The 23,287-nt window shown below is 71.7% G+C and carries 20 protein-coding genes; 13 read left to right on the top strand and 7 right to left on the bottom strand.

Annotated elements, in window-relative coordinates; all coding sequences use genetic code 11:
- The first annotated feature begins 35 nt into the window (after positions 1 to 35).
- From ITI46_RS21150 to ITI46_RS21115, 8 genes are all read left to right on the top strand, one after another.
- On the top strand, positions 36 to 923 hold the full coding sequence (locus tag ITI46_RS21150) for a Cgl0159 family (beta/alpha)8-fold protein (RefSeq protein ID WP_209241260.1): 888 nt from the start codon (positions 36 to 38) through the stop codon (positions 921 to 923).
- 36 nt (positions 924 to 959) lie between these two features.
- A complete protein-coding gene (gene iolB / locus ITI46_RS21145) occupies positions 960 to 1,961 on the top strand; it encodes a 5-deoxy-glucuronate isomerase (protein WP_209241262.1) in 1,002 nt (333 codons plus the stop codon).
- Positions 1,958 to 3,844 (top strand): 3D-(3,5/4)-trihydroxycyclohexane-1,2-dione acylhydrolase (decyclizing), encoded by a 1,887-nt coding sequence (gene iolD / locus ITI46_RS21140; RefSeq protein WP_209241259.1) that lies wholly within the window; start codon positions 1,958 to 1,960, stop codon positions 3,842 to 3,844. The genes iolB and iolD overlap by 4 nt, the downstream gene beginning before the upstream one ends.
- 94 nt (positions 3,845 to 3,938) lie before the next feature.
- Complete coding sequence (locus ITI46_RS21135) at positions 3,939 to 5,435, top strand: CoA-acylating methylmalonate-semialdehyde dehydrogenase (RefSeq protein ID WP_209241258.1); 1,497 nt, start codon at positions 3,939 to 3,941, stop codon at positions 5,433 to 5,435.
- 113 nt (positions 5,436 to 5,548) lie between these two features.
- The gene (locus ITI46_RS21130) at positions 5,549 to 7,909 is read left to right on the top strand and encodes an FUSC family protein (RefSeq protein WP_209241257.1); all 2,361 of its coding nucleotides are present in this window, start codon (positions 5,549 to 5,551) and stop codon (positions 7,907 to 7,909) included.
- Positions 7,910 to 8,323: 414 nt separating this feature from the next.
- A complete protein-coding gene (locus tag ITI46_RS21125; RefSeq protein ID WP_247746335.1) occupies positions 8,324 to 9,250 on the top strand; it encodes a helix-turn-helix domain-containing protein in 927 nt (308 codons plus the stop codon).
- Positions 9,207 to 9,335, top strand: coding sequence for a DUF397 domain-containing protein (locus ITI46_RS21120; RefSeq protein ID WP_307808259.1), 129 nt, complete (start codon positions 9,207 to 9,209; stop codon positions 9,333 to 9,335). Before ITI46_RS21125 ends, ITI46_RS21120 begins: the two co-directional genes overlap by 44 nt.
- 113 nt (positions 9,336 to 9,448) lie before the next feature.
- A complete protein-coding gene (locus ITI46_RS21115) occupies positions 9,449 to 9,649 on the top strand; it encodes a DUF397 domain-containing protein (protein ID WP_209241255.1) in 201 nt (66 codons plus the stop codon).
- Between the two features lie 60 nt (positions 9,650 to 9,709).
- On the opposite strand, the gene ITI46_RS21110 is transcribed toward ITI46_RS21115, so the two are convergent.
- Complete coding sequence (locus tag ITI46_RS21110; protein WP_209241254.1) at positions 9,710 to 10,294, bottom strand: hypothetical protein; 585 nt, start codon at positions 10,292 to 10,294, stop codon at positions 9,710 to 9,712.
- Positions 10,295 to 10,716: 422 nt separating this feature from the next.
- Between ITI46_RS21110 and ITI46_RS21105 the strand changes: the two genes are divergently transcribed.
- Complete coding sequence (locus tag ITI46_RS21105) at positions 10,717 to 11,724, top strand: ATP-binding cassette domain-containing protein (protein WP_209241253.1); 1,008 nt, start codon at positions 10,717 to 10,719, stop codon at positions 11,722 to 11,724.
- The gene (locus ITI46_RS21100) at positions 11,721 to 12,539 is read left to right on the top strand and encodes an ABC transporter permease (protein WP_209241252.1); all 819 of its coding nucleotides are present in this window, start codon (positions 11,721 to 11,723) and stop codon (positions 12,537 to 12,539) included. Before ITI46_RS21105 ends, ITI46_RS21100 begins: the two co-directional genes overlap by 4 nt.
- Positions 12,540 to 12,611: 72 nt before the next feature.
- On the opposite strand, the gene ITI46_RS21095 is transcribed toward ITI46_RS21100, so the two are convergent.
- From ITI46_RS21095 to ITI46_RS21080, 4 genes are all read right to left on the bottom strand, one after another.
- Positions 12,612 to 13,070, bottom strand: a complete 459-nt coding sequence (locus ITI46_RS21095) for a MarR family winged helix-turn-helix transcriptional regulator (RefSeq protein WP_209241251.1) — start codon at positions 13,068 to 13,070, stop codon at positions 12,612 to 12,614.
- Between the two features lie 166 nt (positions 13,071 to 13,236).
- On the bottom strand, positions 13,237 to 14,634 hold the full coding sequence (locus ITI46_RS21090) for an alkaline phosphatase PhoX (protein ID WP_247746334.1): 1,398 nt from the start codon (positions 14,632 to 14,634) through the stop codon (positions 13,237 to 13,239).
- 106 nt (positions 14,635 to 14,740) lie between these two features.
- On the bottom strand, positions 14,741 to 15,583 hold the full coding sequence (locus ITI46_RS21085; protein ID WP_209241249.1) for an SDR family NAD(P)-dependent oxidoreductase: 843 nt from the start codon (positions 15,581 to 15,583) through the stop codon (positions 14,741 to 14,743).
- Complete coding sequence (locus ITI46_RS21080) at positions 15,583 to 16,929, bottom strand: hypothetical protein (protein ID WP_247746333.1); 1,347 nt, start codon at positions 16,927 to 16,929, stop codon at positions 15,583 to 15,585. The genes ITI46_RS21085 and ITI46_RS21080 overlap by 1 nt, the downstream gene beginning before the upstream one ends.
- A gap of 138 nt (positions 16,930 to 17,067) precedes the next feature.
- On the opposite strand from ITI46_RS21080, the gene ITI46_RS21075 reads away from it, so the two are divergent.
- Positions 17,068 to 18,348, top strand: a complete 1,281-nt coding sequence (locus ITI46_RS21075) for a DUF5005 domain-containing protein (RefSeq protein ID WP_209241247.1) — start codon at positions 17,068 to 17,070, stop codon at positions 18,346 to 18,348.
- A gap of 116 nt (positions 18,349 to 18,464) precedes the next feature.
- Here ITI46_RS21075 and ITI46_RS21070 read toward each other — a convergent pair whose 3' ends face one another.
- Positions 18,465 to 18,935, bottom strand: a complete 471-nt coding sequence (locus tag ITI46_RS21070) for a YbaK/EbsC family protein (RefSeq protein WP_209241246.1) — start codon at positions 18,933 to 18,935, stop codon at positions 18,465 to 18,467.
- Positions 18,936 to 18,966: 31 nt separating this feature from the next.
- On the bottom strand, positions 18,967 to 20,334 hold the full coding sequence (nhaA, locus tag ITI46_RS21065; protein WP_247746336.1) for a Na+/H+ antiporter NhaA: 1,368 nt from the start codon (positions 20,332 to 20,334) through the stop codon (positions 18,967 to 18,969).
- 555 nt (positions 20,335 to 20,889) lie between these two features.
- On the opposite strand from nhaA, the gene ITI46_RS21060 reads away from it, so the two are divergent.
- Complete coding sequence (locus tag ITI46_RS21060; protein WP_209241244.1) at positions 20,890 to 21,636, top strand: hypothetical protein; 747 nt, start codon at positions 20,890 to 20,892, stop codon at positions 21,634 to 21,636.
- Between the two features lie 219 nt (positions 21,637 to 21,855).
- Positions 21,856 to 23,287: hypothetical protein (locus ITI46_RS34925; protein ID WP_247746332.1), on the top strand; the 1,432-nt coding region annotated here is incomplete at its 3' end.

Raw genomic sequence — 23,287 nt, 5'->3', positions numbered from 1 at the left:
TGTGTATAAGAGACAGCCCCGAAAGAGAGCCCCCTTTGACCCCCAGCAGTGTCAGCATCTCCGAGTTGGCGGACGTACGCACCCGGCATCCGGAGGCCATCGCCGAGGCGGCGGCGCGGCGGGCGCGCCGGCCGCTGGTGGACGCGAACCAGCGGCTGATGATCGTCGCCGCCGACCACCCGGCACGCGGCGCGCTGGGCGTCGGCGGCGACGAGCTCGCCATGGCCAACCGCGCCGATCTGCTCGAACGCCTCGTCCTCGCGCTGTCCCGGCCGGGCGTCGACGGGGTGCTGGCCACCGCGGACATACTCGAGGACCTGCTGCTGCTCGGCGCGCTGGAGCACAAGGTGGTGCTCGGCTCGATGAACCGCGGCGGGCTCGCCGGTGCCTCGTTCGAACTGGACGACCGCTTCACCGGGCACCGCGCCGAGGACATCGAACGGATGCGCTTCGACGCGGGGAAGCTGCTGCTGCGGATCGACTACGACGACCCGGGCTCGCTGCACACGCTGTACTCCGCCGCCCGCGCCGTGGACGAGATGGCGGCGCGCCGGCTGCCGGTCTTCGTGGAGCCCTTCATGAGCAGGAGAGTGGAGGGCAAGGTGGCCAACGATCTGAGCGGGCCTGCCGTGGCCCGGTCCGTCGCCATCGCCTCCGGGCTGGGCGGCACCTCCGCCTACACCTGGCTCAAGCTGCCGGTCACCGAGGACCCGGACGACATGGCATGGGTGTGCGAGACCTCGACACTGCCGGTCGTCCTGCTCGGCGGCGAGGTGCACGGCGACCAGGAGGGCACCTATGAGAAGTGGCGCAAGGCCCTCAGCCTGCCGACCGTGCGCGGGCTGGTCGTCGGGCGCTCGCTGCTCTATCCGGCCGGCGGCGACGTCGGCGCGGCCGTGGACACCGCCGTCGGACTGCTCTGAAAGGGGCTGGAGGAGATGAACCGCTCCGCCGAAGAGATGAACCGCACCACTGAGGAGGTGAACCGCACCACCGACTTCCCTCCCGGCTTCCATCTGCGGGCCGGCAGCGCGGCCTCGGGCCCGTACGCGCTGGACATCAGCCCCGAGAGCGCGGGTTGGGGCTACTCCGCGCTGCGGGTGCTGGAGCTGGGGCCTGGGGAGTCCCATACGTTCCCGGCCGGTGAGAGCGAGTGGATCGTGCTGCCGCTCAGCGGCGGCTGCACCGTCGAGGCCGAGGGGCAGACCCTGCAACTGCACGGCAGGGAGAGCGTCTTCACCGCGGTCAGCGACTTCGCATACGTGCCCCGGGACGCCGAGGTGCGGATCGCCAGCGCGGCGGGCGGCCGGTTCGCGCTCACCGGAGCGCGCTGCGAGCAGCGGCTGCCAGTGCGCTACGGCGCCGCCGCCGATGTGCCGGTGGAGCTGCGCGGCAGCGGGCAGTGCTCGCGGCAGGTCAACAACTTCGCCGCCGCTGCCACCGCCGGAGGCGACAGTAAGCAGAGCTTCGAGGCCGGCCGGCTCATTGCCGTCGAGGTGCTCACCCCGGGCGGCAACTGGTCCTCCTATCCGCCGCACAAGCACGACGAGCACCGTGAGGGGGTGGAGAGCGAGCTGGAGGAGATCTACTACTACGAAATCGCCCCGCACCACGCCCCCGACGGCAGTATCACCGAAGGGCTCGGCTACCAGCGGGTGACCCCCAGCGGCCACGGCAAGGGCACCGATGTGCTGGCCGAGGTCCGCAGCGGCGACGCCGTACTGATCCCGGACGGCTGGCACGGCCCGTCCATTGCGGCGCCGGGGCACGACATGTACTACCTGAATGTGATGGCCGGTCCTGGGGTGGATCGTGCCTGGCTTATCTGCGACCATCCAGATCACGCGTGGATTCGTGGCACATGGGCCGATCAGCCTGTGGATCCAAGGCTCCCGCTGTACGAAGCGAAGGAATCCGCAGCAGCACGGGACGACTCGCAGACCGAGGAGGGCGCCAGGTGACCACCGTCAGGCTGACCGTCGCGCAGGCCCTCGTGCGCTTCCTCACCGCGCAGCACACCGAACGCGACGGGCAACGGCACCGGCTCATCGACGCCTGCTGGGGCATCTTCGGCCACGGCAACGTCGCCGGGCTCGGCCAGGCGCTGGTCGAGAGCGGACAGGGGGCGGGCGCGCCGCTCCCCTTCCACCAGGGCCGCAACGAGCAGGCGATGGTGCACGCCGCGGTCGGTTTCGCCCGCCAGCGCAACCGCCTCTCGACGCAGGCCGTCACCACCTCCATCGGCCCCGGCGCCACCAATCTGACCACCGGCGCCGCGCTGGCCACCATCAACCGGCTGCCCGTCCTGCTGCTGCCCGGCGACATCTTCGCCAACCGCGTCCCCGACCCGGTGCTCCAGCAGCTGGAGGTGCCGTACGCGGGCGACATCTCCGTCAACGACGCGCTGCGGCCCGTCTCCCGCTACTTCGACCGGGTGCTGCGCCCCGAAGCGCTGATCACCGCGGCCCTCCAGGCCATGCGGGTGCTCACCGACCCCGCCGAGACCGGCGCCGTCACCCTGGCGCTGCCGCAGGACGTGCAGACCGAGGCGTACGACTGGCCCGAGGAGTTCTTCGCCGAGCGGGTGTGGCGGGTGGCGCGGCCGGTGCCCGAGCCGGAGGCGCTGGCCGAGGCCGCTGCGGCGGTACGGGCAGCGCGGCGCCCGCTGCTGATCGCGGGCGGCGGCGTACACCACAGCGAGGCCGAGGAAGCGCTGCGCGCCTTCGCCGACATGACCGGCATCCCGGTGGCCTCCACCCAGGCGGGCAAGGGGTCCCTGCGGTACGACCACCCCTGCGACGTGGGCGGCATCGGCCACACCGGCACCGCCGTGGCCGACGAACTGGCCCGCACCGCCGACCTGGTGATCGGCGTCGGCACCCGCTACACCGACTTCACCACCGCCTCCGGCACCCTCTTCGCGCCCGCCACCCGCTTCCTCAACCTCAACATCGCCGCCTTCGACGGGCACAAGCTCGGCGGACTCGCTCTGACCGCCGACGCGCGGGCCGCGCTGGAGGCGCTGGCCGGCGCGCTGCGCGGGCACCGGGTCCCGCCCGACCACGAGGCCGAGTACGGGCGCGGCAAGCAGGCGTGGGAGCGCACCGTCGCCGAGGCGTTCGCGCCGCACCCGCTGGACGAGAAGGCCCGCCCCTCGCAGACGCAGGTGCTCGGCGCGCTCGACGCCGTCGTCGGCGACGAGGACGTGGTCATCAACGCCGCCGGATCCATGCCCGGCGACCTGCACAAACTCTGGCGCGCGCGCTCCCCGCGGCAGTACCACGTCGAGTACGGCTACTCCTGCATGGGATACGAGATCCCGGCCGCCATCGGGGTACGGCTGGCGGCGCCGGACCGCCCGGTATGGGCGCTGGTGGGGGACGGTACGTATCTGATGCTGCCGACCGAGATCGTCACCGCGGTGCAGGAGGGCGTCAACATCAACGTCGTCCTCGTACAGAACCACGGCTACGCCTCCATCGGCGGGCTCTCCGAGCAGACCGGCGGCGAACGCTTCGGCACCGCCTACCGGTTCCGGGACGCCGACGGCGGCTACACCGGCGATGTGCTGCCGGTCGATCTGGCCGCCAACGCCGCCTCGCTCGGCATGGAGGTGCACCGGGCCGCGAACTGCGACCAGCTCCGCGAGGCGCTGGCCGCGGCGCGCGCCTCCGGCCGGCCCAGCTGCGTCTACGTGGAGACCGACCCGGAGCCGGACGTTCCGGCGCCCGGAGCGCAGGCGTGGTGGGACGTGGCCGTCGCCGAGACCTCGCAGCGCCCGGCGGCGCGCCGGGCCCGCGAGGAGTACGAGCGGCAACGCGCCCGGCAGCGGCGGCACTTGTGAGCCTCCCTGCGCCAGTTGTGGGCCCTCCGAGCCCTCCCGGGCGCCAGTTGTGAGCCTTCTCGATGTTTCCCGTACCAAGAAAGGTCCCCTCCCCATGAAGACCCTCGGCCACTGGATCGGCAACAAGCCGGTGGAGTCGACCTCCGGCAGCTTCGGCCCCGTCTACAACCCGGCCACCGGGGCGCAGCCCACCCAGGTCGCCCTCGCCTCGGCCGAGGAGGTGGACGCGGCGGTCGCCGCCGCCAGGACGGCATACGCCCAGTGGTCGCAGTCCTCGCTGGCCGCCCGCACCGCGTTCCTGTTCAAGTACCGCGAACTGCTGGACGCGCGGCGGGACGAGATCGCCCGGCTGATCACCGCCGAGCACGGCAAGGTGCACTCGGACGCGCTCGGCGAGGTCGCGCGCGGCATGGAGATCCTGGAGCTGGCCTGCGGCATCCCGGAGAAGCTCAAGGGCGAGCTGTCCACCCAGGTCTCCACCCGGGTGGACGTCTCCGCCATCCGGCAGCCGGTCGGTGTGGTCGCGGGCATCACCCCGTTCAACTTCCCCGCGATGGTGCCTATGTGGATGTTCCCGCTGGCCGTCGCCTGCGGGAACACCTTCGTCCTCAAGCCGAGCGAGAAGGACCCCTCGGCCGGCTACCGGCTGGCCGAACTCGCCGCCGAGGCGGGGCTGCCCGAGGGCGTGCTCAACGTCGTCAACGGCGACAAGGTCGCCGTCGACCGGCTGCTGGCCCACCCGGACGTGGCCGCCGTCTCCTTCGTCGGCTCCACCCCCATCGCCAAGCACATCCAGGCGGAGGCCACCGCCAACGGCAAGCGGGTGCAGGCGCTCGGCGGCGCCAAGAACCACATGATGGTGCTGCCCGACGCCGACCTCGACCACGCGGCGGACAACGCCATCAACGCGGCCTACGGCTCCGCCGGTGAGCGCTGCATGGCGGTCTCCGTCGTCGTCGCCGTCGGCGGGATCGGCGACGAACTCGTCGGCAAGATCGCCGAGCGGGCCGGCAAGCTGCGGATCGGCCCCGGCGACGACCCGGCCAGCGAGATGGGCCCGCTGATCACGAGGGAGCACCGCGACAAGGTGGCCTCGTATGTGACCGGCGCTGCCGCGCAGGGCGCCGAGGTCGTGGTCGACGGCACGGGGCTGAGCGTCGCAGGCCACGAGGACGGCTTCTTCCTCGGCGTCTCGCTGCTCGACAAGGTCGCGCCGGGTATGGCCGCCTACGACGACGAGATCTTCGGCCCCGTGCTGTGCGTCGTACGCGCCGAGACGTACGACGAGGGCATCGCGCTGATCAACTCCAGCAAGTGGGGCAACGGCACCGCCATCTTCACCCGGGACGGCGGGGCCGCCCGGCGGTTCCAGCTGGAGGTCGAGGCCGGAATGGTCGGCGTCAACGTGCCGATCCCCGTCCCGGTCGGCTACCACTCCTTCGGCGGCTGGAAGCAGAGCCTCTTCGGCGATCTGCACATCTACGGCAATGACGGCGTGGCCTTCTACACCCGAGGCAAGGTCATCACCACCCGCTGGCCCGACCCCGCCGACAGCGGAGGCATCAACCTGGGCTTCCCGAGCAATCATTAGGCGCCCCGAAGGGGCGAGGGGCTGTCTCTGCCGCCGGCAAGGGGCAGCCCCTCCCGGAACAGCCAATACAGGCGAGCCGGAATCGAAACGTCCGCCTTAGATAGGGTCGAGACATGCTCGCCGCACCACTGCCCTGGCTCCGGGCGCTGAAGGAAACCGCCCGTTCAGGACTGTCCGTGGAGCGGACCTCCCTCACACCGCTGACCGCGCTGCGCGGCGCATGCGGAGTCGGCCTGGTGGTGGGGCTGGCGCTGCTGATCGGCACCCCGCAACTGGCGGTCTCCAGCGCGTTCGGCGCCTTCGCCTCCGGCATCGCGACCTTCCAGCGCAGCTGGCGGCCCCGGCCGGTGCTGGCGCTGGCGGCGGCGACCGGGCTGGCCGTCTCCACCTTCCTCGGCTACCTGCTCATCGGCGTGCCGTGGGCCTTCGTACTGCTCCTCGCGCTGTGGTCGTTCCTGGCCGGGATGGCGTGGGGCGTGGGCCCCACCTCCGGCGTGGTGGCGGCGTTCAACATCGCCGTCATGCTCATCACCGTCCACCTGCCCACCAGCAGCCTGGGCGCGCTCGGCCACGCCGCGCTGATCGCCACCGGCGGTGTCGTACAGGCCGCGCTGATCGTGCTGTTCCCCATCCGGCCCTGGGGCGAGCGGCGCGAGGCGCTGGCCGACGCGCTGGCCGGAGTATCGGACTACGCGCGGCGGCTGCGGCACGACCCGATGGCGCCCTTCGACCCCGAGCCGCTGATGGAGGCCCGCAGCGCCGCTGCCGTCACCCCGCGTCAGGCCCGGCGCAGGCCCCGCCAGTTGCACGGCTACCGGGTGATGGCCGAGCGCTTCCGCCCGGTGCTGGCCTCCCTCGCCGACCCGGTGGTGGGCGGGGCACCCATGGTGGGCCCCGAACGGGACCGGGTACGCGAACTGCTGGCCGCCGCCGCGACCGTACTGGACGCCACAGCGCGCGCCGTACGGCGCGGCGAACGCGTCCGGCTGCCCGACCGGGCGCTGGACGTACTCCGGGTCCCCGAGACAGGCCCCGTGCTCAGCGGCCCCGCGCGGCGTGCGGCCCTGCGCCTGATCGCCCTCACCGACGACGCCGTGGAAGCCGCGCAGGAACCCGTCGAGGTCACCAAGGGCGGGGTGCTCGCGCGGGTCACCTGGCATGTGGCCGACCGCGAGGGCCGCCGCCGCGGCTTCCCCGACCAGCCCCCGTTGGCGGACGCCAGCCTGGACGGACCCTACGGCCCCGACCCCGAGGAGGTCGCCGCCGAGGAGGCCGCGGCGCTCGAGGCCGAACGGGCCCGCCACAAGGCCGCCGGCGGCAAGCACACCCCCGCCGCGGGGCACGCGCTCGCCCGCGAACGCCATCTGCACATGCCCACCCTCGCCGGTCTGGTGCCGGTCGCCTGGCGCGCCCTGCGCCGCGAACTCCACTGGAAGTCGCCGATCCTGCGGCACGCGGTGCGGGTCAGCGGCGTCGTCTCGGTCGGCTATCTGATCGGCAAGTCCCTGCCGCCCGCACACGGTTACTGGGTGCCGCTGACCGCCGTCATGGTGCTGCGGCCCGACTTCTCCCGCACGTACGAGCGGGGCGTCGGGCGGGCCGTCGGCACCCTGGTCGGCGTCGCCGTCGCGGGGACGGTGATGGCGCTGGCGGGGCCAGGCCCTTACCTCAGCGCCGCGCTGGCTGCCGTGAGCGTGGGCCTGATGTATCTGCTGCTCAACACCGGATACGTCATCGCCTCCCTCTGGACCGGCGCCTACGTGATCTTCCTGCTCGGCATCCTGGGCGCCGACTGGTACCAGACCGCCTACGAGCGCGCCGGGCTCACCGCGCTCGGCGGGGTGCTCGCCATGGTCAGTTACGCCCTCTTCCCCGCCTGGCACACCCCGCTGCTGCGCGACCGGCTCGCGGACTGGCTGGCGGCGACCGGACGGTACGCCACCGCCGTACTGGACGCCTTCGCGCAGCCCGCCGTGCACGCCCCCCGCCGGGTACGCGAAGCCCTGCTCGACACCCGCGCGGCCCGGCAGGACTGGGAGGAGACCCTCAGCCGCGCCGAGGCCGAACCGGTCCGCCAGCACGGCCGGGTGTCCCGCCTCTCCCGCCGCTCCGCCAGCGAAGCGCAGTCCGCGCTGGTGACCATGGGCCGCGCCTGCATGCTGCTGGAGGCCCATCTTCCGGGTCCCCACCCCAGCTTCCGGCCCGACCCCTGGGCCGCCGACTTCTCCGCCGCCCTCGCCTCCGACATCTCCGCCGCCGTCCCGGCCGTCCGGGAGAGCGAGCCGCTGGAGTGGAACGCCGTGCACGAGGCGCTGGCCCACTGGTCCGAACACGCCGACCACCCACCGCCCGTCGCCCTCCGCACCGCCGAACTCCTCACCGACGCGCTGGACGACCTGGCGCGGGCGGCTGCCCCGAAGACGGCGCCGGCTGAGCCGCGCGGCGCAGCTGGTCCCCATAGCGATAGATCATGAGCGGCGCCCCGCCGCCGCTCCCGTCCCCCTCCACCAGCACCCGGTAGATGAACGGCGCCGGGCCCGTCACCTGCACCACCGTTCCCGGCCGGCCCGTCTGCACATCCCGCACCCTGTCGCCCTCGGCCCACACGTCACAGGCTCCGCAGCCCGCGCCGCTCATCGCCGCTGTGCTTGCGGCGCAGATGCGCGCCGAACAGCGCCTCCAGGTCGGCCCGAGGCTTCGGGTCCCCCGCCGCGCGATTGATCATCATGCGGAACCATTCGCAGTCCTGACACGCCGGACGCGGACTCTCCATGACTTGTCCTCTTGCTGGAATTGCCGGTTACCGCCACCAAGCGTGCGTGACTGCAAGTAGTCTCAACAGCACTGACAGCTTTATTCGTTGCTGAGTAGCCAGCCGGGGTGAGCCCATGGCCAAACGTCAACTGGACCCGACATCGAGCATGGCCGCCCTCTACGGTGTCCACCTCAAACGCCTACGGGAACAACGCGGCTGGACGCAGCGGGAGCTGGCCGCGCGCGTCTACGTCAGCCCCGGCCGCATCGCCCAACTCGAGTGCGCCCTGGGAGCCCGCCCGACCTGGGAACTGACCAAAGCCATCGACCTCGCGGTCGGCGCCGACGGATTGCTGATGGACCTGTGGCCCCATGTGTATCGGGAGAGCTTCCCGGACTGGGTGCAGCGGTTCATGGAACTTGCGGCGAGGGCGGCCATCATCCGGGAGTACGCGTCGCAGGCTGTGCCGGGACTTCTTCAGACGGAGGCGTATGCGCGGGAGGTACTGCGGTACGGCCGCACGGTGACGAGCCCAGAGATGCTTGAGGAACGCATCGCAAGCCGCCTTGAGCGACAGGAACGGCTCAAGGGGCCTAATGCCCCTACGTATTGCGTGGTGCTCGACGAGGCCGTACTCGCGCGTCGGGTAGGCGGCGAGAAGACGATGCATGAGCAGCTGAACCGTGTGCGACTGGCGTGCGACAGGCAGCAGATTCAGGTGCTCCCGTTTGCAGTAGGAGCGCACCCCATGCAGGGCGGATCACTCACGCTGCTGACGATGCCGGATGGGACCGAAGTGGCGTACGCAGAGGGTGCCGGGCACGGACAATTGTTTGAAGAACCGGATGACGTGGAGAAGTTCAACCATGTCTACGATCAGTTGCGTGCGGACTCACTTCCCGAGCCGATGTCCGCGCGGATGATCGCCGAAGCAGCGGAAGGCTACAACCATGGTGGATCTGAGCGGCGCGCGCTGGCGCGCAAGCAGCTACAGCGATCCGGACGGCGGCAACTGCGTGGAGGTGGCGGACGGCTTCCCCGGCCTCGTCCCGGTGCGTGACAGCAAGGACACGGCCCGCACACCGCTGGTGTTCCCAACTCCGGCCTGGACGGCGTTCGTCGCCGAGGTGAAGCGGTCCCGCTGAAGCGTAGGCCGCGCCCCGAAGGGGCGCGGGGAACTGCGCGACCAGCCACATCCAACCCCGCAGTCTTCAACGGACAGGCGAGGGCACTGCCGACGCGGCGAAAGGCGAGCACCATGGTGGATCTGCACGGCGCGCGCTGGCGCGCAAGCAGCTACAGCAACCAGGAGGGCGGCGACTGCGTGGAGGTGGCGGACGGGTTCCCCGGCGTCGTTCCGGTTCGTGACAGCAAGGACGTTGCCCGCAAGCCTCTGGTGTTTCCAACTCCGGCCTGGGCGGCGTTCGTCGCCGAGATGAAGCGGTCCGCTGAAGCGTAGTCCGCGCCCCCGAAGGGGCGCGGGGAACGGCGCGACCAGCCCGCAACAAACCCGCAGTTATCAGGGGCGGGCGGTCGGTCCGGACTGCGTGGTCCGGTCACGCAGGGTGTAACCGCCCTCGACGACCGGCATGTCGGCGGCGGGTGCCATGCACTTGCTCAGCAGGGGTGCTCGCTTGGCCGTCGCACCGGACAGCCCGGCGCGGGCTTTCCCGTGGTGGGGAACGTAGAAGCTGACGCCCATGCGGGTATGCGGGTCCAGCTGGGTCCGCCACGGGTGGCCGGGGCTCGTGCGGACGAGTCTGCCGGTCACGGTGGCGGTGGGGCCCCCGGTGGTGAGGCAGTCGACTTTGAAGTCGCCCCAGTAGTTGCGGCCGTCGATGACGTGGGAGATGCGGAAGGTGCCCCAGGAACGGGTGGGGAAGCTGCCCTCGGCGAAGGTGGAGTGAGCATTGACGGTGACCCGCACCTTTTCCTCGGCGACGGGGTAGCCCAGCCGCGCCTGGCCCTTGAGGACAGAGGTACGGGCGACGGCGGCCGGGGCACCGGGTGCGGCTTCGGGTGAGGGAGCAGCGACCGCAACCGGGGTCGCGACCGCGGCAATGAGAGCGACCACGGCGGTGGCGCGCAGAATCTGCTTCAGCACAGGGAGACTCCGATCCAGGCGTGCGATGACCTACGCGTCGATCGTCGCCAGCGCCCTGAGCCCCAGGCGTCGGTCGAGGGTAGTGGTCGCATCCGCCGCACGGGCGAGGCGGCCTCCTACCGGACCAATGCAATGGGAGCTGTCGCGAGCCATACCGTCGAGGTCCCCGCCCCGCGCTCACCCGTTGAGGGGGTGACGCCCGAGCGGCAAGGAATGCCGGCACCGAACGCAGGCGCGTCGCAGATGAACTGCCCTATGTCGAAGCGGACTTCCGCGGTCGACACCGGGCTCTGCTGGTGCTCGTGTGCTAGCCTCTGCGACGACTACTCACCGTAGGGTCCAGCCCTCGCCATCGCGCCTCCTCGTGTCCGGTGACACCAGGAAGGTGGGAGTCACACCAAGTCCTGACAAGGGGTGTGACGATGGGTGCTGCCCACGTGGCAGATCCGGCTGTGGAAGCCGTCGATCTGGTCAAGAGTTATCCGGCCGGCAGGAACAAGCCGTCCATCACGGCGCTGCGTGGACTGAGCTTCTCCGCGGCGAAGGGGACCGTGTTCGGCCTGCTCGGGCCGAACGGGGCCGGCAAGTCGACCACGGTGAAGATCCTCTCGACGCTCTCGGCGGCCGACTCGGGCTCGGCTCGCGTGGCCGGGGTCGAGGCGGCGACGCGGCCGGAACAAGTGCGCCGGGCGATCGGGTACGTGTCGCAGAAGTCCGGCACGGACCCGACGGGCACCGCGACCGAGAACCTGCTGCTCGCCGGACGCCTGCACGGAATGTCCCGCGGGGATGCCATGGCGCGCGCCCGCGAACTCCTCAGCAGGTTCGGCCTGGCCGACGCCGCGAACCGGCTGGTGCGGACCTACTCCGGCGGTATGGCGCGCAAGCTCGACGTCGCGCTCGGCCTGATGCACCGTCCCCAGGTGCTCTTCCTCGACGAACCGACGACCGGGCTCGACCCCCACGCCCGCAGCGAGATGTGGGGCGAGATCGCGCGGATGGCCGGGGAAGAGCAGATGACGGTGCTGCTGACGACGCACTATCTGGAGGAGGCCGATCACCTCGCCGACCGGCTGGCGATCGTCGACCACGGCACGGTGGTCGCCGCCGGCACCCCGGACGAACTCAAGAGCGGCCTGCGCGGTGATGCGGTGCACATCGAGTTGCCTCAGGCCGACAGCAGGGCGCTCGCCGTCCTGCGGACAGTGCCCGAGCTGCGGGACGTCACCCTGGACGGGAGCACCGTCCGTGGCCGAACCGATGACGGTGCCCGGGCGTTGCCACCCGTACTGGCCGCCCTTGAGGAAGCGGGCATGGCCGTGACCTCCGCGACTCTGGCCCGGCCCTCGCTCGATGACGTCTACCTGCGGCACACCGGCCACAGCTTCGACGCCGAGGCAGGCCCGAAGGCCCTGGAGGTGCCGAAGTGACCACCGCACACCCGCACTTCACCGGCGCGCGTCCACTGACCGTGCTCACGCACGCCGCGCTCCTGACCGGTCGGCTGCTGCGCTCCCTCCGGAGGATGCCGACCTTCCTCGTCATCGGCCTGGTGCAGCCGGTGATCTGGCTGCTGCTGTTCGGACAGCTGTTCAGCTCGGTGGTGGACCTGCCGGGATTCACGCACGCAGGCGGCGGCTTCCTGCAGTTCCTCACGCCGGGCGTGGTGATGATGACCGCGCTGTTCGCGAGCGCGTGGGCAGGAACGACCTATCTACAGGACATCGACCGCGGCGTGATGGACCGGATGCTCACCTCCCCCGCCAGCCGGGGCGCCATGGTGCTCGCGACCATGACCTACCAGGCGATCCAGACGCTCATCCAAAGCCTGGTCATCGTCGCCATCGCCCTGGCCGCCGGCGCCCGCTTTCCCGGGGGCGCCGCCGGTGTGGGTATCACCCTGCTCGCCGCGGTGCTGCTGACCCTGACCTTCTCGGCACTGTCCAACGCAGTGGCGCTGCTGACCCGCCAGCAGGCGACACTCATCGCGATCTCCCAATTCACCACGCTGCCACTGATGTTCCTCAGCTCGGCCGTGATGGACCTCGGCCTCGCCCCGGGCTGGGTCGGTGGCGTCGCCGACTACAACCCCATGGAATGGGCAGTCGTCGCGGCCCGGGATGCGATGGGTACCCACACCGACTGGACCACGGTCTGGGGGCACCTGGGCCTGCTCGCGGCGGCAGCCCTCGTCATGGGCCTGCTGTCCACGCGCGCCTTCCGCACCTATCGAAAGCAGGCGTGAAGCAACCGGTCCGCTCAAGCGCTGCTCGGGTTCACCCCCGAGCAGCGCTTCACCCGCCCTGGGGGCAATCACCTAGTGGTGCCAGGCACTCCCGCCGGTGTTGTGGATGAACCGCTGGAGCACCTTGAGGGTCGTCAGATACTCCTCGTCCGAGATCCCCGCGTGCCGCTCCGCCCACAGTTCGTCCTGGAGGGCGGCGGCCTTCTCGTAGAACGCCCGCCCCTCGGCCGTGATGCCCAGGTGCCCTTGTGCGTCCTCGGCGAGCCACCCCTGGGCGATGGTCCGGTCGATCTCGGACTCCATGACTTCCGGGCCCGTATCGAGGTAGTTCCGCAGGAGGCCGGACACCTCCGCGCGGGTCTTCACACTCTCGGCGCGCGCGACCTGCGCGAGGACCCACCACTGAGGCTGGGTGGTACCGATCCCGGCAAGCGCCCCCCGGGTGCGGCTGACGACGGCGTTGTACGCCGCCCAACTCCAGTACCCGATGGGCTGCTGGACCAGTTCGGCATCGCTGTGCGAGTACTCCATGGCCGGTTCCTCTGTCTCTCGTGGCTTGAGCTGACGCGGCGGGACCGACCGTAGAAGTTGAATCGGACTTCAAGTCAAGGGGTGCGTCCCGGCAGCGGCCGTGAGCATGCGGCCGGTTGCGGGCCGGCCGACACTCACGGCCGCCGGGAGTCCGGGTAGCAGATGCCTACCGGCGCCGCTTGTCCCAGGGGCCGGTGATGGCGAAGACGTGGCCGGGGGACTGGATGTTGGCGAAGAGGATGCGGCCGTCGTCGCTGAAGGTCGGGCCGGTGAACTCGCTGTCGTTGAGGTCGTTGCGGGCCAGCGGATAGGCCGTGCCCTCGGCGGTGACGCCGACGAGGTGCTGGATGCCGTCGCCGTCCTCGGCGAGGATCAGGCCGCCGTGCGGGTCGACCACGATGTTGTCGGGGCCGTCGTAGTTGGTGTCGGCGTCGGGGTCGGGGTTGACGCCGAAGATCGTCTTGAGCGTCACCGTCTCCGTTGCCGGGTCGTAGAACCAGACCTGGCCGTCGTGCTCGTTGGCGCTGCCGTCGTCGGCGCGGGCGAAGCTGGCGACGAAGTAGGCGCCGCCGTCGGCCCAGTAGGCGCCCTCCAGCTTGCGGCTGGCGGTCACCTGGCCGGGCTTGAACTGCTTGCGGACCGAGGTGTCGGCGGCATCGCGGTCGGGTACGTCGACCCACTTGACGTTGTAGCGGGTGCCCGTCCGGGTGGCCTCGGACAGGTCGGCGATGTGCCGGGTGCCCTTGAAGCAGCTCATGGCCTGGAGGCGGCCCGCGGTGGCACCGCCCTCGGAGAGGGCGAGGGCACGCAGGGCGCCCTTGCCGGGGCGGTAGTTCTTCGGCGGCGTCCACCGGTAGTAGAGGCCGTGCGGGTCGTTGGCGTCCTCCGTGAGGTAGATGGGCCCACGGGGATCGACGGCGACGGCCTCGTGCGAGTAGCGGCCCAGGAACTTCAGCGGCACCGGATCGGCGTTGGCCTCGCGGTCGAACGCGTCGACCTCGAAGACGTAGCCGTGGTCCTTCTGATACGCGCCACCGGCCCGCTGCTCGGTCTCCTCGCAGGTCAGCCAGGTGTTCCAGGGGGTGCGGCCACCGGCGCAGTTGTTGTGCGTACCGGCCAGGCTCACATACTCGCTCACGCGCTTGCCGTCGGCGTCGACCACGATGTTGGTGGTGCCGCCCCCGGCGCCCGGGTCGTAGGTCAGGCCCGGCAGCGGCGGCACGAGGTCGGCCTCCTTGCCGTCGTTCTCGTGGTTGTTGACCAGCACGAAGCCCTGGCCCCCGGCGCGGGCGAAGCAGGCGGTGCCGTCGGGGTCGGACGGCGTCGGCTCACCGCTCTCCAGCTTCGTCACACCGGCCTCGGCGACGATCCGGTAGCTGAACCCCTCCGGCAGCGACAGCAGGCCTGCCGGGTCGGGGACCAGCTTGCCGTAGCCGCCGGCACTGCGGGTGACCGCCGCGGCTGCGGGAGCCGCGATGGCGTCCAGGCTGCCGGCGACCACGATGCCCAGCCCGCCGAACGCGCTGGTGCGGAGTACATCTCTTCGGGACAGTGATGAGGACAAGGTCCACCCCTCAACTCGAATCATCGGGACCTCGGCCATCGAATCCGCCCGGCGCTAGCTGCGGGCGCGCACCAGGGTGTTGTCCAGGTGAACGGACGGCGAAGTTCTAGTTGGTGATCCGGCCGCCCGCCACGTCCAAGGTGACGCCCGTCAGATAGCCCGCGGCGTCGGAGGCGAGGAACACGGCCGCCGAGGCGACGTCGGCCGGGTCGGCGAGTCGGCGCAGCGGGTGCCGCAGGGCGGCCTTGTGCTGCAGCTCCTTGGACATGTTGGCGGCGACCTTCTCGGTGCGGACCGCGGTGGGTGCCAGACAGTTGACGCGGATGCCTTGCGGGCCCAGCTCGGTGGCGAGTTGGCGGGTGAGCATGGTCAGGCCCGCGTTGGCGACACCGTAGGCGAGATTGGCCTGGCTGGGCTGGCGGCCAGCGGCCGAGGACATGGTGAGGACGCTGCCGCTGAACTGCTCGACCATGCCGGGCACGAAGGTGCGGATGGTGAGGAACGCCGAGGTCAGCTCCGAGTCGAGGACCTGGCGCCAGCGGTCCTCGGTCAGTTCGAGCGCGGGCGTGGGCGCGCCCTGGCCGCCCGCGAAGGCCGCGAGGATGTCGACCGGGCCCAGCTCGTCGGCGACCCGTTCGGCCACCCGGTCCAGCGCCGCCGCGTCCGTGACATCGGCGACGGCACCGATCGCGGTGCCGCCCTGCTTGCCGATGCTCTCGGCGACCTGGAACAGCGCGGGCCGGTCCCGCCCGACCAGGCAGACGGCGACACCCTGCGCGGCCAGCGCCCGCCCCGTCTCGGCGCCGATGCCGCGGGAACCCCCGGTGACCACCGCCACCTTGCCCGCCAGGTCGGGGTAGACGGTGTGGGTGGGGGCGTCTTCGGTGTGGGTGGGGGCGTCTTCGGTCGCGCCGGTCGCCTCGTTCGGCTCATTCGCCTCGGTCGGCATCAGCGGTTCCCTTCCGTAGTCTCCGTCGTATCCCTCGTGTTCAGGCCCAGCTCCCTGCGGCGCCGGTGGCCGTAGAGCGCCGCGCCGACGGCGCAGCTCACCAGGACGCCGCTGGTGATGCCCCAGCCGACGAAGAAGCCCGTCAGGCCGGTCGGCTGCGAGCGCAGCGGCGCGGCCTCGCCCCGCGGGTCGGCGTAGACCCACAGGGCGTCGCCGGCCTCGTTTCCGTCGCAGGAGATGTCCAGGTCGTCGTCCGAGACGGCGCCCCCCTTGCCCGACGGACGCAGATCGCAGGTGGGCCCGCCCTTGGCGTGGTGGTGCACCGCCGTCACCTCGACGTGCACCCACTCACCGCGCTCCAGCAGCACGGAGGTGGAGTAGCCGTACGCGGAGATCGGCATCAGGGCTATGCCCGCGAAGATGACGAGCAGCAGATAGCGGCGCCGCGGCCCATAGTGCGTCAACTCCATCAGCAGGCAGAACAGATAGCCGCCGGTGAGCACCATCAGCACCCAGAACAGCGGTCTGCCGCCGCCCACATACCGGGGCACCAGCATGGTGGCGGCGGCCAGCCCGCAGCCCACCAGCGTCACGGCCGTCGCCAGCGCCACGGCCGCCGGCTCGGACAGCCGCTCGATCCGCGCGTGCAGCCGGGGGCTGAGCCGGTGCGGGGCCGCGGGCCGGGAGCCGAGCCGGGTGTAGAGCCCGGCGCCGGGAGCGAGGCGGGCCGAGGACCGCATCAGCCGGGGCTGCGCCGAACTGCCGCCGATGGCGCTGCCGTTCGGCCGGAAACGGCGGGCCTTGGCGATCCCCGCACAGCCCGCGGCGGTCATGATCGCGCCCCACGCCAGCAGGGCGCCGTAGACGGTGGGGTCGGGCTCCTCGTACGGATCGGAGGAGAACGCCTGGCCGAGCCCCCCGGCGAGGAAGATCAACGCGAGGCACAGCGCGAGGACACATACCGTCATCCACCCCGCGCGCCGCCCGCGCAGCGCCTGCTCGCTCTTGCCCCGCTGGTCCGCGACCCCGTACAGCTCGATCAGCCTGCGCCGGTCGCGGCTCTTGCCGCGCAGCGTCAGCAGCAGCGCGAGTGTCGCCGGGACGAGCGCGGCGCCGACACCGAGCGACAGGTTCGCCGCGAGTCCCTTGGGGCGGCCGACGTGGGTGTAGTCGTAGATCCCGGAGGCGAGGAAGCCGCCCCCGACGCACAGTCCGACGATCAGCGCGACCCGCGACCACAGTTCACGCGGGGCGAGTTCGGCGAGCACGAGGGCTTCGCCGTACGCGGCGTCGGCGTCGTCGTGTGCGGGCCGCGCCTCGTCGTCGTTCTCGGCCGCGCTCGCCATGCTCTCTCGCCCCCGGTCTGCCATGCGCTTCGTCGCCAGCACTCTATGGCGTGACTCTAGGACGTGACCGGTGGAGCTCGCGCGGGCCCTCCCGCCGTGTGCACCTCTTACAGCAGGGCGGCGACTAACCTGTGGCCGATGGCGGGGCAGGGGCAGGGGAACGGCTTACGCGGGAGCGCCCGGTGGCGGCTCGGCGCCGGAGTGCTGGCTGCGCTGGTGCTGGTCGGGGCGCTGGCGGCGGTACCGGAGGACGAGCAGCAGCGGGAGGGCTGCTCCGGGGCGCGGGTGACCGGCTGGCGCACCGATGACCGGATGACGCGGGAGCCGGCCCGGTACGGCGACGACAACAGCAGGCTCGACGACTGGACCGGCGGCGACGGCACCCGCTCGGTGCGGCTGCCCGACGGCCGGACGCTGTGGCTGTCCGCCGACACCTTCCTCGACCGGGTGAACGCCGACCACAGCCGCCCACCCGACGCGGTCTGGGTGCGCAACTCGGGGTTGGTCATGTCCGAGAACGGGCAGTTCGAGCGGACGCTCCTCGGCGGCACCGACACCCGCCCCACGGCCCTCTTCCCCGGCACGGCGGCCGGCGACGGGCGCGAGGTGTGGCGCTGGCCGGTACAGGCCGTGGTGGAGCCGCGCACCCCGGGGTCGGCCCAGCAGGTCGTCCGCGTACTGCTGTGGCAGCGCGAGGCGGGGCAGCCACCGTGGATCTTCGGGGTGCCACGGGCCACCGAGGTGGCGACCCTCTCGCTGCCCGATCTGCGGCTGGAGGGCATCGCGCCAGTCCACCGGCCGCAACAGGCCGACATCGAACGCCGCGTGCTGTACGGCACCTCGGCGGTCACCCGGGGCGAGTGGACCTACGTCTTCGGCGCCGACGAGGGCAGCGTCAGCGGCAAGGCGTCCCGCGCGCACGTCGCCCGCGTGCCGCGCGGCGGGCTCGCGGACGCGGAAGCGTGGCAGTACTGGGCGGGCCCCGCGGACGAGGGCGGCGGCTGGCAGGACGACCCCGCGAAGTCGCAGCCGATACTCGTCGGCAAAACGGTGCAGCGCGGCGCGACCGGCACCTACGCGGTCGTACGGCACAAGGACAGCTGGCTGCTGCTGACCATGGACGCCGGGGCGCCGGACGGGGGAGGGATCACGGACGTCGTCTCGTACTGGGCCTGCGCGCCGACCGGGCCCTGGCACGGGCCCGGTCGGGTGGCGAAGCCGCCCCTTCCCGAGGGCGGCGCGTCGGCCGGCGTGGTGCCGTACAACCCCCAAGCCCACCCGGAATTCGCGTCCCCCACCGGGGAGGGCTTGCTGATCAGCTACGACGTGAACCAACTCGGCTCCGGCGAAGCCATTCACCGCAACGTGAACTTCTACCGGCCCCGCTTCCTGCGGCTGACACTGGGGCCGGTGCGGTGACAGAACCTTGCGCCCGAAGGGGCGCGGGGAACTGCTCCCCCAAGCTCTTCGAGCAGGGGGTGCCCCCACAACCAAAACACACCCGCAGTCGGCCGCCCACAGACAGGGGCACCCCCTCAGCCGCCGACCCGCGCCGCTAGCCCTCCCGTGATCCGCACGAGCTCCGCAAAATCCGTGGCGAACATCGTGTACTTGTCACCACCGCCGGCCCACACCACCCCGTAATCCTCCAGCCGCACATCGACCAGCGTCCGCAGCGGCTTCTCGTGCCCGAGCGGAGCGACCCCGCCGACCACCTGACCCGTGGCCTCGGTGACGAACTCCGGGCTCGCTCGCCGGATCTTCCGCTTGCCCACACCCAGCAGTGCGGCCACCAGCCCGGTGTCCACCCGGTGCGCCCCGCTGGCCACCACCAGCAGCGGTTCCCCGTCGACGGCGAAGACCAGGCTGTTGGCGATCGCGCCGACGTCGCACCCCAGCTGTTCGGCGGCGGCCGCAGCAGTGGGCATCGGCACCGGAAATTCGCGGATCTCTCCGTTCGCGCCCAGTTCCCGCAACTGCTTGGCGACGCGTTGTGCTCCATCCATGCGCTGGAGCCTAACGACGGCAGATCGCCGGTCAATCGGTTTCCGGGCCCGTGCCGTCCTGCTGCTGCTGTGCCTGCTCCTGCGGCCGCTCCTGCGCACGCTCCCGCTCCTGCGCACGCTCCCGCTCCTGTGCCCGCTCGCGTGCCCGGCGGGCGGCCTCCGTGGGGCGGCGGACGGGGTCCACTTCCTGGTCGATGTCGGGTATCGAGTCCTGGTCCTCGTCGCGGGTCTCGTCCTCCCACAGCGCCCGGTACTTCGCGTCCCGCATCTTCAGCATCACGCAGGCGACCAGCGCGGAGAGCAGTGAGCCCAGCAGGACGGCTGCCTTGGTGTGCTCGGTGACGGAAGCGCCATCGAAGGCCAGCTCGGTCACCAGCAGGGAGACCGTGAAGCCGATACCCGCCAGCATCGCGACCCCGGCCACGTCCGCCCAGGCCAGGTCGGAACTGAGCCGGGCGCGGGTGAAGCGTGCGGCCAGATAGGTGCCGCCGAAGACGCCGATGAACTTGCCGGCGAACAGGCCCAGCATCACCCCGAGGGCCTCGGGTTGCCTGAAGGTCTCGCTGAGCGCCGAGGCCGAGACGCTGACACCTGCCGAGAACAGCGCGAAGACGGGCACGGCGAAGCCCGCGGACAGCGGCCGGACCAGATGCTCGATGCGCTCCGCGGGGGAAAGGCTCTCCGGATCGTCCGGATTGTCAGGCTTGACCCGCAGCAGCATGCCCATCGCGACGCCCGCGATGGTGGCGTGCACGCCGCTGTTGTACATCAGCGCCCAGATGACCACGCCCAGCGGTACGTACACGTACCAGGCGCGCAGCCGCAGGTTGACGTGGAGGACACGGAAGACGATCAGCCCGGCGACGGCGCCGCCGAAGGCCATCCAGTTGAGGGTGGAGGTGTAGAAGACGGCGATCACCATGATCGCGCCCAGGTCGTCGACGATGGCGAGGGTGAGCAGGAAGGCGCGGATGCCGGAGGGCAGGTTCGTGCCGATCACCGCGAGCACGCCGACCGCGAAGGCGATGTCGGTGGCCATGGGCACGGCCCAGCCGTGCAGGTTGCCGCCGGCCGAGACGTTCACCACGACATAGCAGAGCGCCGGCACCACCATGCCGCTGGCCGCCGCGACCACGGGGAGTGCGGCGGCGGCCGGCCTGCGCAGCTCGCCGACGGTCAGCTCACGTTTCAGCTCGATACCGGCGACGAAGAAGAAGATCGTCAATATGCCGTCCGACGCCCAGTGCTCCACCGACAGATCGAGGCCCAGCGCGGGGATGCCGAAGTGGAAGGAGCGCACCGTCTCGTACAGATGTCCGAGCGGGGTGTTGGCCCAGATCAGCGCCACCACGGCGGCGACCAGCAGCACCGTTCCGCCGACGGTCTCGGTGCGGAGCATGTCCGACAGCAGTCTGCGCTCGCGCGCGGAGGGACGTGCGAAGAGCGAGGCGGCGGCCTCCTGCTGCTGCCCGTTCTGCTCGTCGGTCTGCTCGCCGCTCCGCTGCCCGCTCTGCTGGTCGTGGCTCTGGTCTGCGGTGGGTGGTGTCATGGGCGGCTCTTTCTCCAGGATCGGCGCGTGCAGGGATACGGGGAGGGCCCCGTACCGCCGACCAGACTTCCCGGCACACCTATGACGAACTCTGTTGATGGAATGTGGCGCGATCTTGACGCCTTCCTGACACCGTACTCGAACAGGTGCGAACCGCACCGTCAAGAGCTACCGCCGCCGGCCCCGGCTCCCGGCCCCTGTGGGCCTCCGGATCCGCCTTGAGGGGGTCGGGGGGTGTTGATACTGTGCCCGGGATTTACAAGACGTGGTCGCCTGTTGGTACGCGGGGGTATGTCCGACATGGCGGTAGCGGCATGTCGGCACGGGGCAGGTTCTCGACGTGGCACGACGTGAGACGCACAACGACCAGAACACGGGGAAAGACCACTACACGGGGGTGGTGAGGTGAAGACCCAGGAGCGGAGCTCCGCCGGGGTCGGACGCGGGGCAGCACTCACCGCACCGGCTGGGGACCGGCTTCCGTCCCCACCACGGGAACGCAAGCCCGCGCTCGCAGCGCTCGCCGTTCTCCTCGTCCTGCTCGGCGCGCTGGGCGCGACCGTCCTGGTGATGCGGGCCGGTGACCGGGTCGAGGCCATCGCTCTCACCAAGCGGGTCCCCCAGGGGCAGCCGATCCCGGACTCGGCCATCAAATCGGTGATGGTCGCCGAGGACAGCGACATCAAGTACGTGCGCTGGGACCAGCGCGGGCTGCTCAAGAAGTACCGCTCCGCCGCCGATCTGGTCGACGGGACGGTGCTGGTGGGCAGCATGCTCACCAAGGAGAAGGGCCTGGCGGCCGGCAAGGCCGTGGTGGGGCTCTCGCTCAAGAGCGGGCAGTATCCGCCGCGCCTGAAGGAGGGCGACACGGTCTCCGCGTACCGCGTGGGCCGCGAGAGCGGCTCGGGCGGCAGCGACGCGTCCGACGGCAGCAGCGACGACGCGTCCGGCCGCAACCGCGGCTCCGGGAACGCGACGATCGCCGAGGGCGCCAAGGTCCAGTCGATCAAGTCCGGCTCCGACGACTCCCTCGCCTCCAGCGGCAACCTCCCCGTCTCCGTCGTCGTCGACAAGAGCGACGCCGCCGAGCTGACCGCGGCCGCGTCCAACGGAGAGGTCTCCCTCGTTCTCGACTCCGACGGCGGAAGCTGACGGCAGCACCGCTCGGGCGGACCGCGCCGTGCTCACGCCTCGGAACGAGCGCAGCGATTGCAGCGATCGCGGCGATTGCCACGAGAGTGCGGGAACTGGAACGGCCGCGGAACCGTCCGCCGCGGAGCATCGTCGTCCGCAACAGCGGGACACGACCGCAGCAGCGACGAGGGGCAGTACGGCAGGGGACGACAAGACACCAAGGAAAGGCGTAGCCGGATGGCGCTGATCGCACTCGCCGCCGACAAAGGGGCACCGGGGGTCACCACGGCCGCCGTCGCCCTCTCGGCGGTGTGGCCGCGCCGCGCACTGCTGGCCGAGATGGACACCGCCGGCGGCGACCTCGTCTACCGCAGCCCGGCAACGGACGGCCGTCCGCTGGACCCCAACACCGGGCTGCTCTCGCTGGCCGCTACCGCGCGCAGAGGGCTCGCCGCCGAACAGCTGTGGGACCACACACAGCGGCTCTCCGGAGGGCTCGAAGTCCTCGTCGGGCTCGGCAATGCCGAGCAGTCAGCTGGGCTGGCCGGACAGTGGGACACGCTGGGCCGCGCCTTCGCCTCCCTCGCGGACTCGCCGCACCCGCAGCTGGCCGCCGATGTCATCGCCGACTGCGGGCGGATCGGTCCCGAGTCCGCTTCCGTCGCGCTCCTCCCGCACGCCGCGCTGGTGCTGCTGATCGCGCGGGACGAGCCGGAGCAGATCGCCCGGGTGCGGGACCGTGCGCTGGCCCTGACGTCGCGGCTGCACGGCTCCGGACGCGGCATCTCGCCGCTCGCCCAGCCGCTGCTGGGTGTGCTGCTGGTCACCGAGGCGCAGGGCGCCGCCAAGATCGCGGCGCAGGTCAACGACATGCTGGTCGCCTCCCGCGCGGGCGCGCAGGTCATGGGGGTGCTCGCGCACGACCCGGTGGGCGCGGAGCAGTTGGCGGGCCGCCGCCGGGGGCGGGTCGAGCGCTCGCTGCTGGTCCGCTCCGTACGCAAGATCGCCACGGACCTCCACCAGCAGTACGCGGCGGCCTGGGCACCGGCCGCCGCTCAGCCGCAGCAGCAGCCACCGGCCCCGCGCGGCCAGAGCCCCGCGCCTGTCGCCGGGCAGCCGGCCGGCCCGGCCGAGACCCTCCCCTCCGCCCCGGCACCGAACACGCCCCTCGGGGGCCAGCACCCGTCCGCCCCGGGGAGGTACGAGCCCGGCTCGGGGCCCCATGCCCCCGGTTACGGGTCACAGACTCCCCGCTCCGGGCCGCAGACCCCCGGCCCGGGGTCCCAGGCTCCCGCCTCCGGGACTCAGGCTCCCGCCCCCGGGCCGCAGGTCTCCAGCCCGGGGCCCCAGGCCCCCGGCTCCGGGCCGCAGGCGCCGTCGGGGCAGCCCGGTGTGGGCTCCAGCCGGACGACGCCGCCACGGCACGAGGCCCCGCCCCAGCGCGAGGCTCGGGCCCAGCGCGAGACTCCGCGGCAGCAGGGGCTCCCTCCGCAGGCGTCGCCCTCGAAAGGGCCGTCCCAGCCCGGGGCTTCGCCGGAGCGGCAAGCTCCGCCGCGGCACGCCGCCCTGCCGCGGCGCGAGGTTCCGGACCAGCGCGAAGACCCGCTGCGTCCCCAGCGGCAGGCACCGCCGCGGCACGCGGCTCCGCCCGGGCGCGAGGCGCCGCCAC

The organism is Streptomyces oryzae, assembly GCF_017676365.1.
Lineage (GTDB): Bacteria > Actinomycetota > Actinomycetes > Streptomycetales > Streptomycetaceae > Streptomyces > Streptomyces oryzae.
Note: the sequence above shows the minus strand (reverse complement) of the source record. Positions and strands in the feature narration are given on the sequence as shown.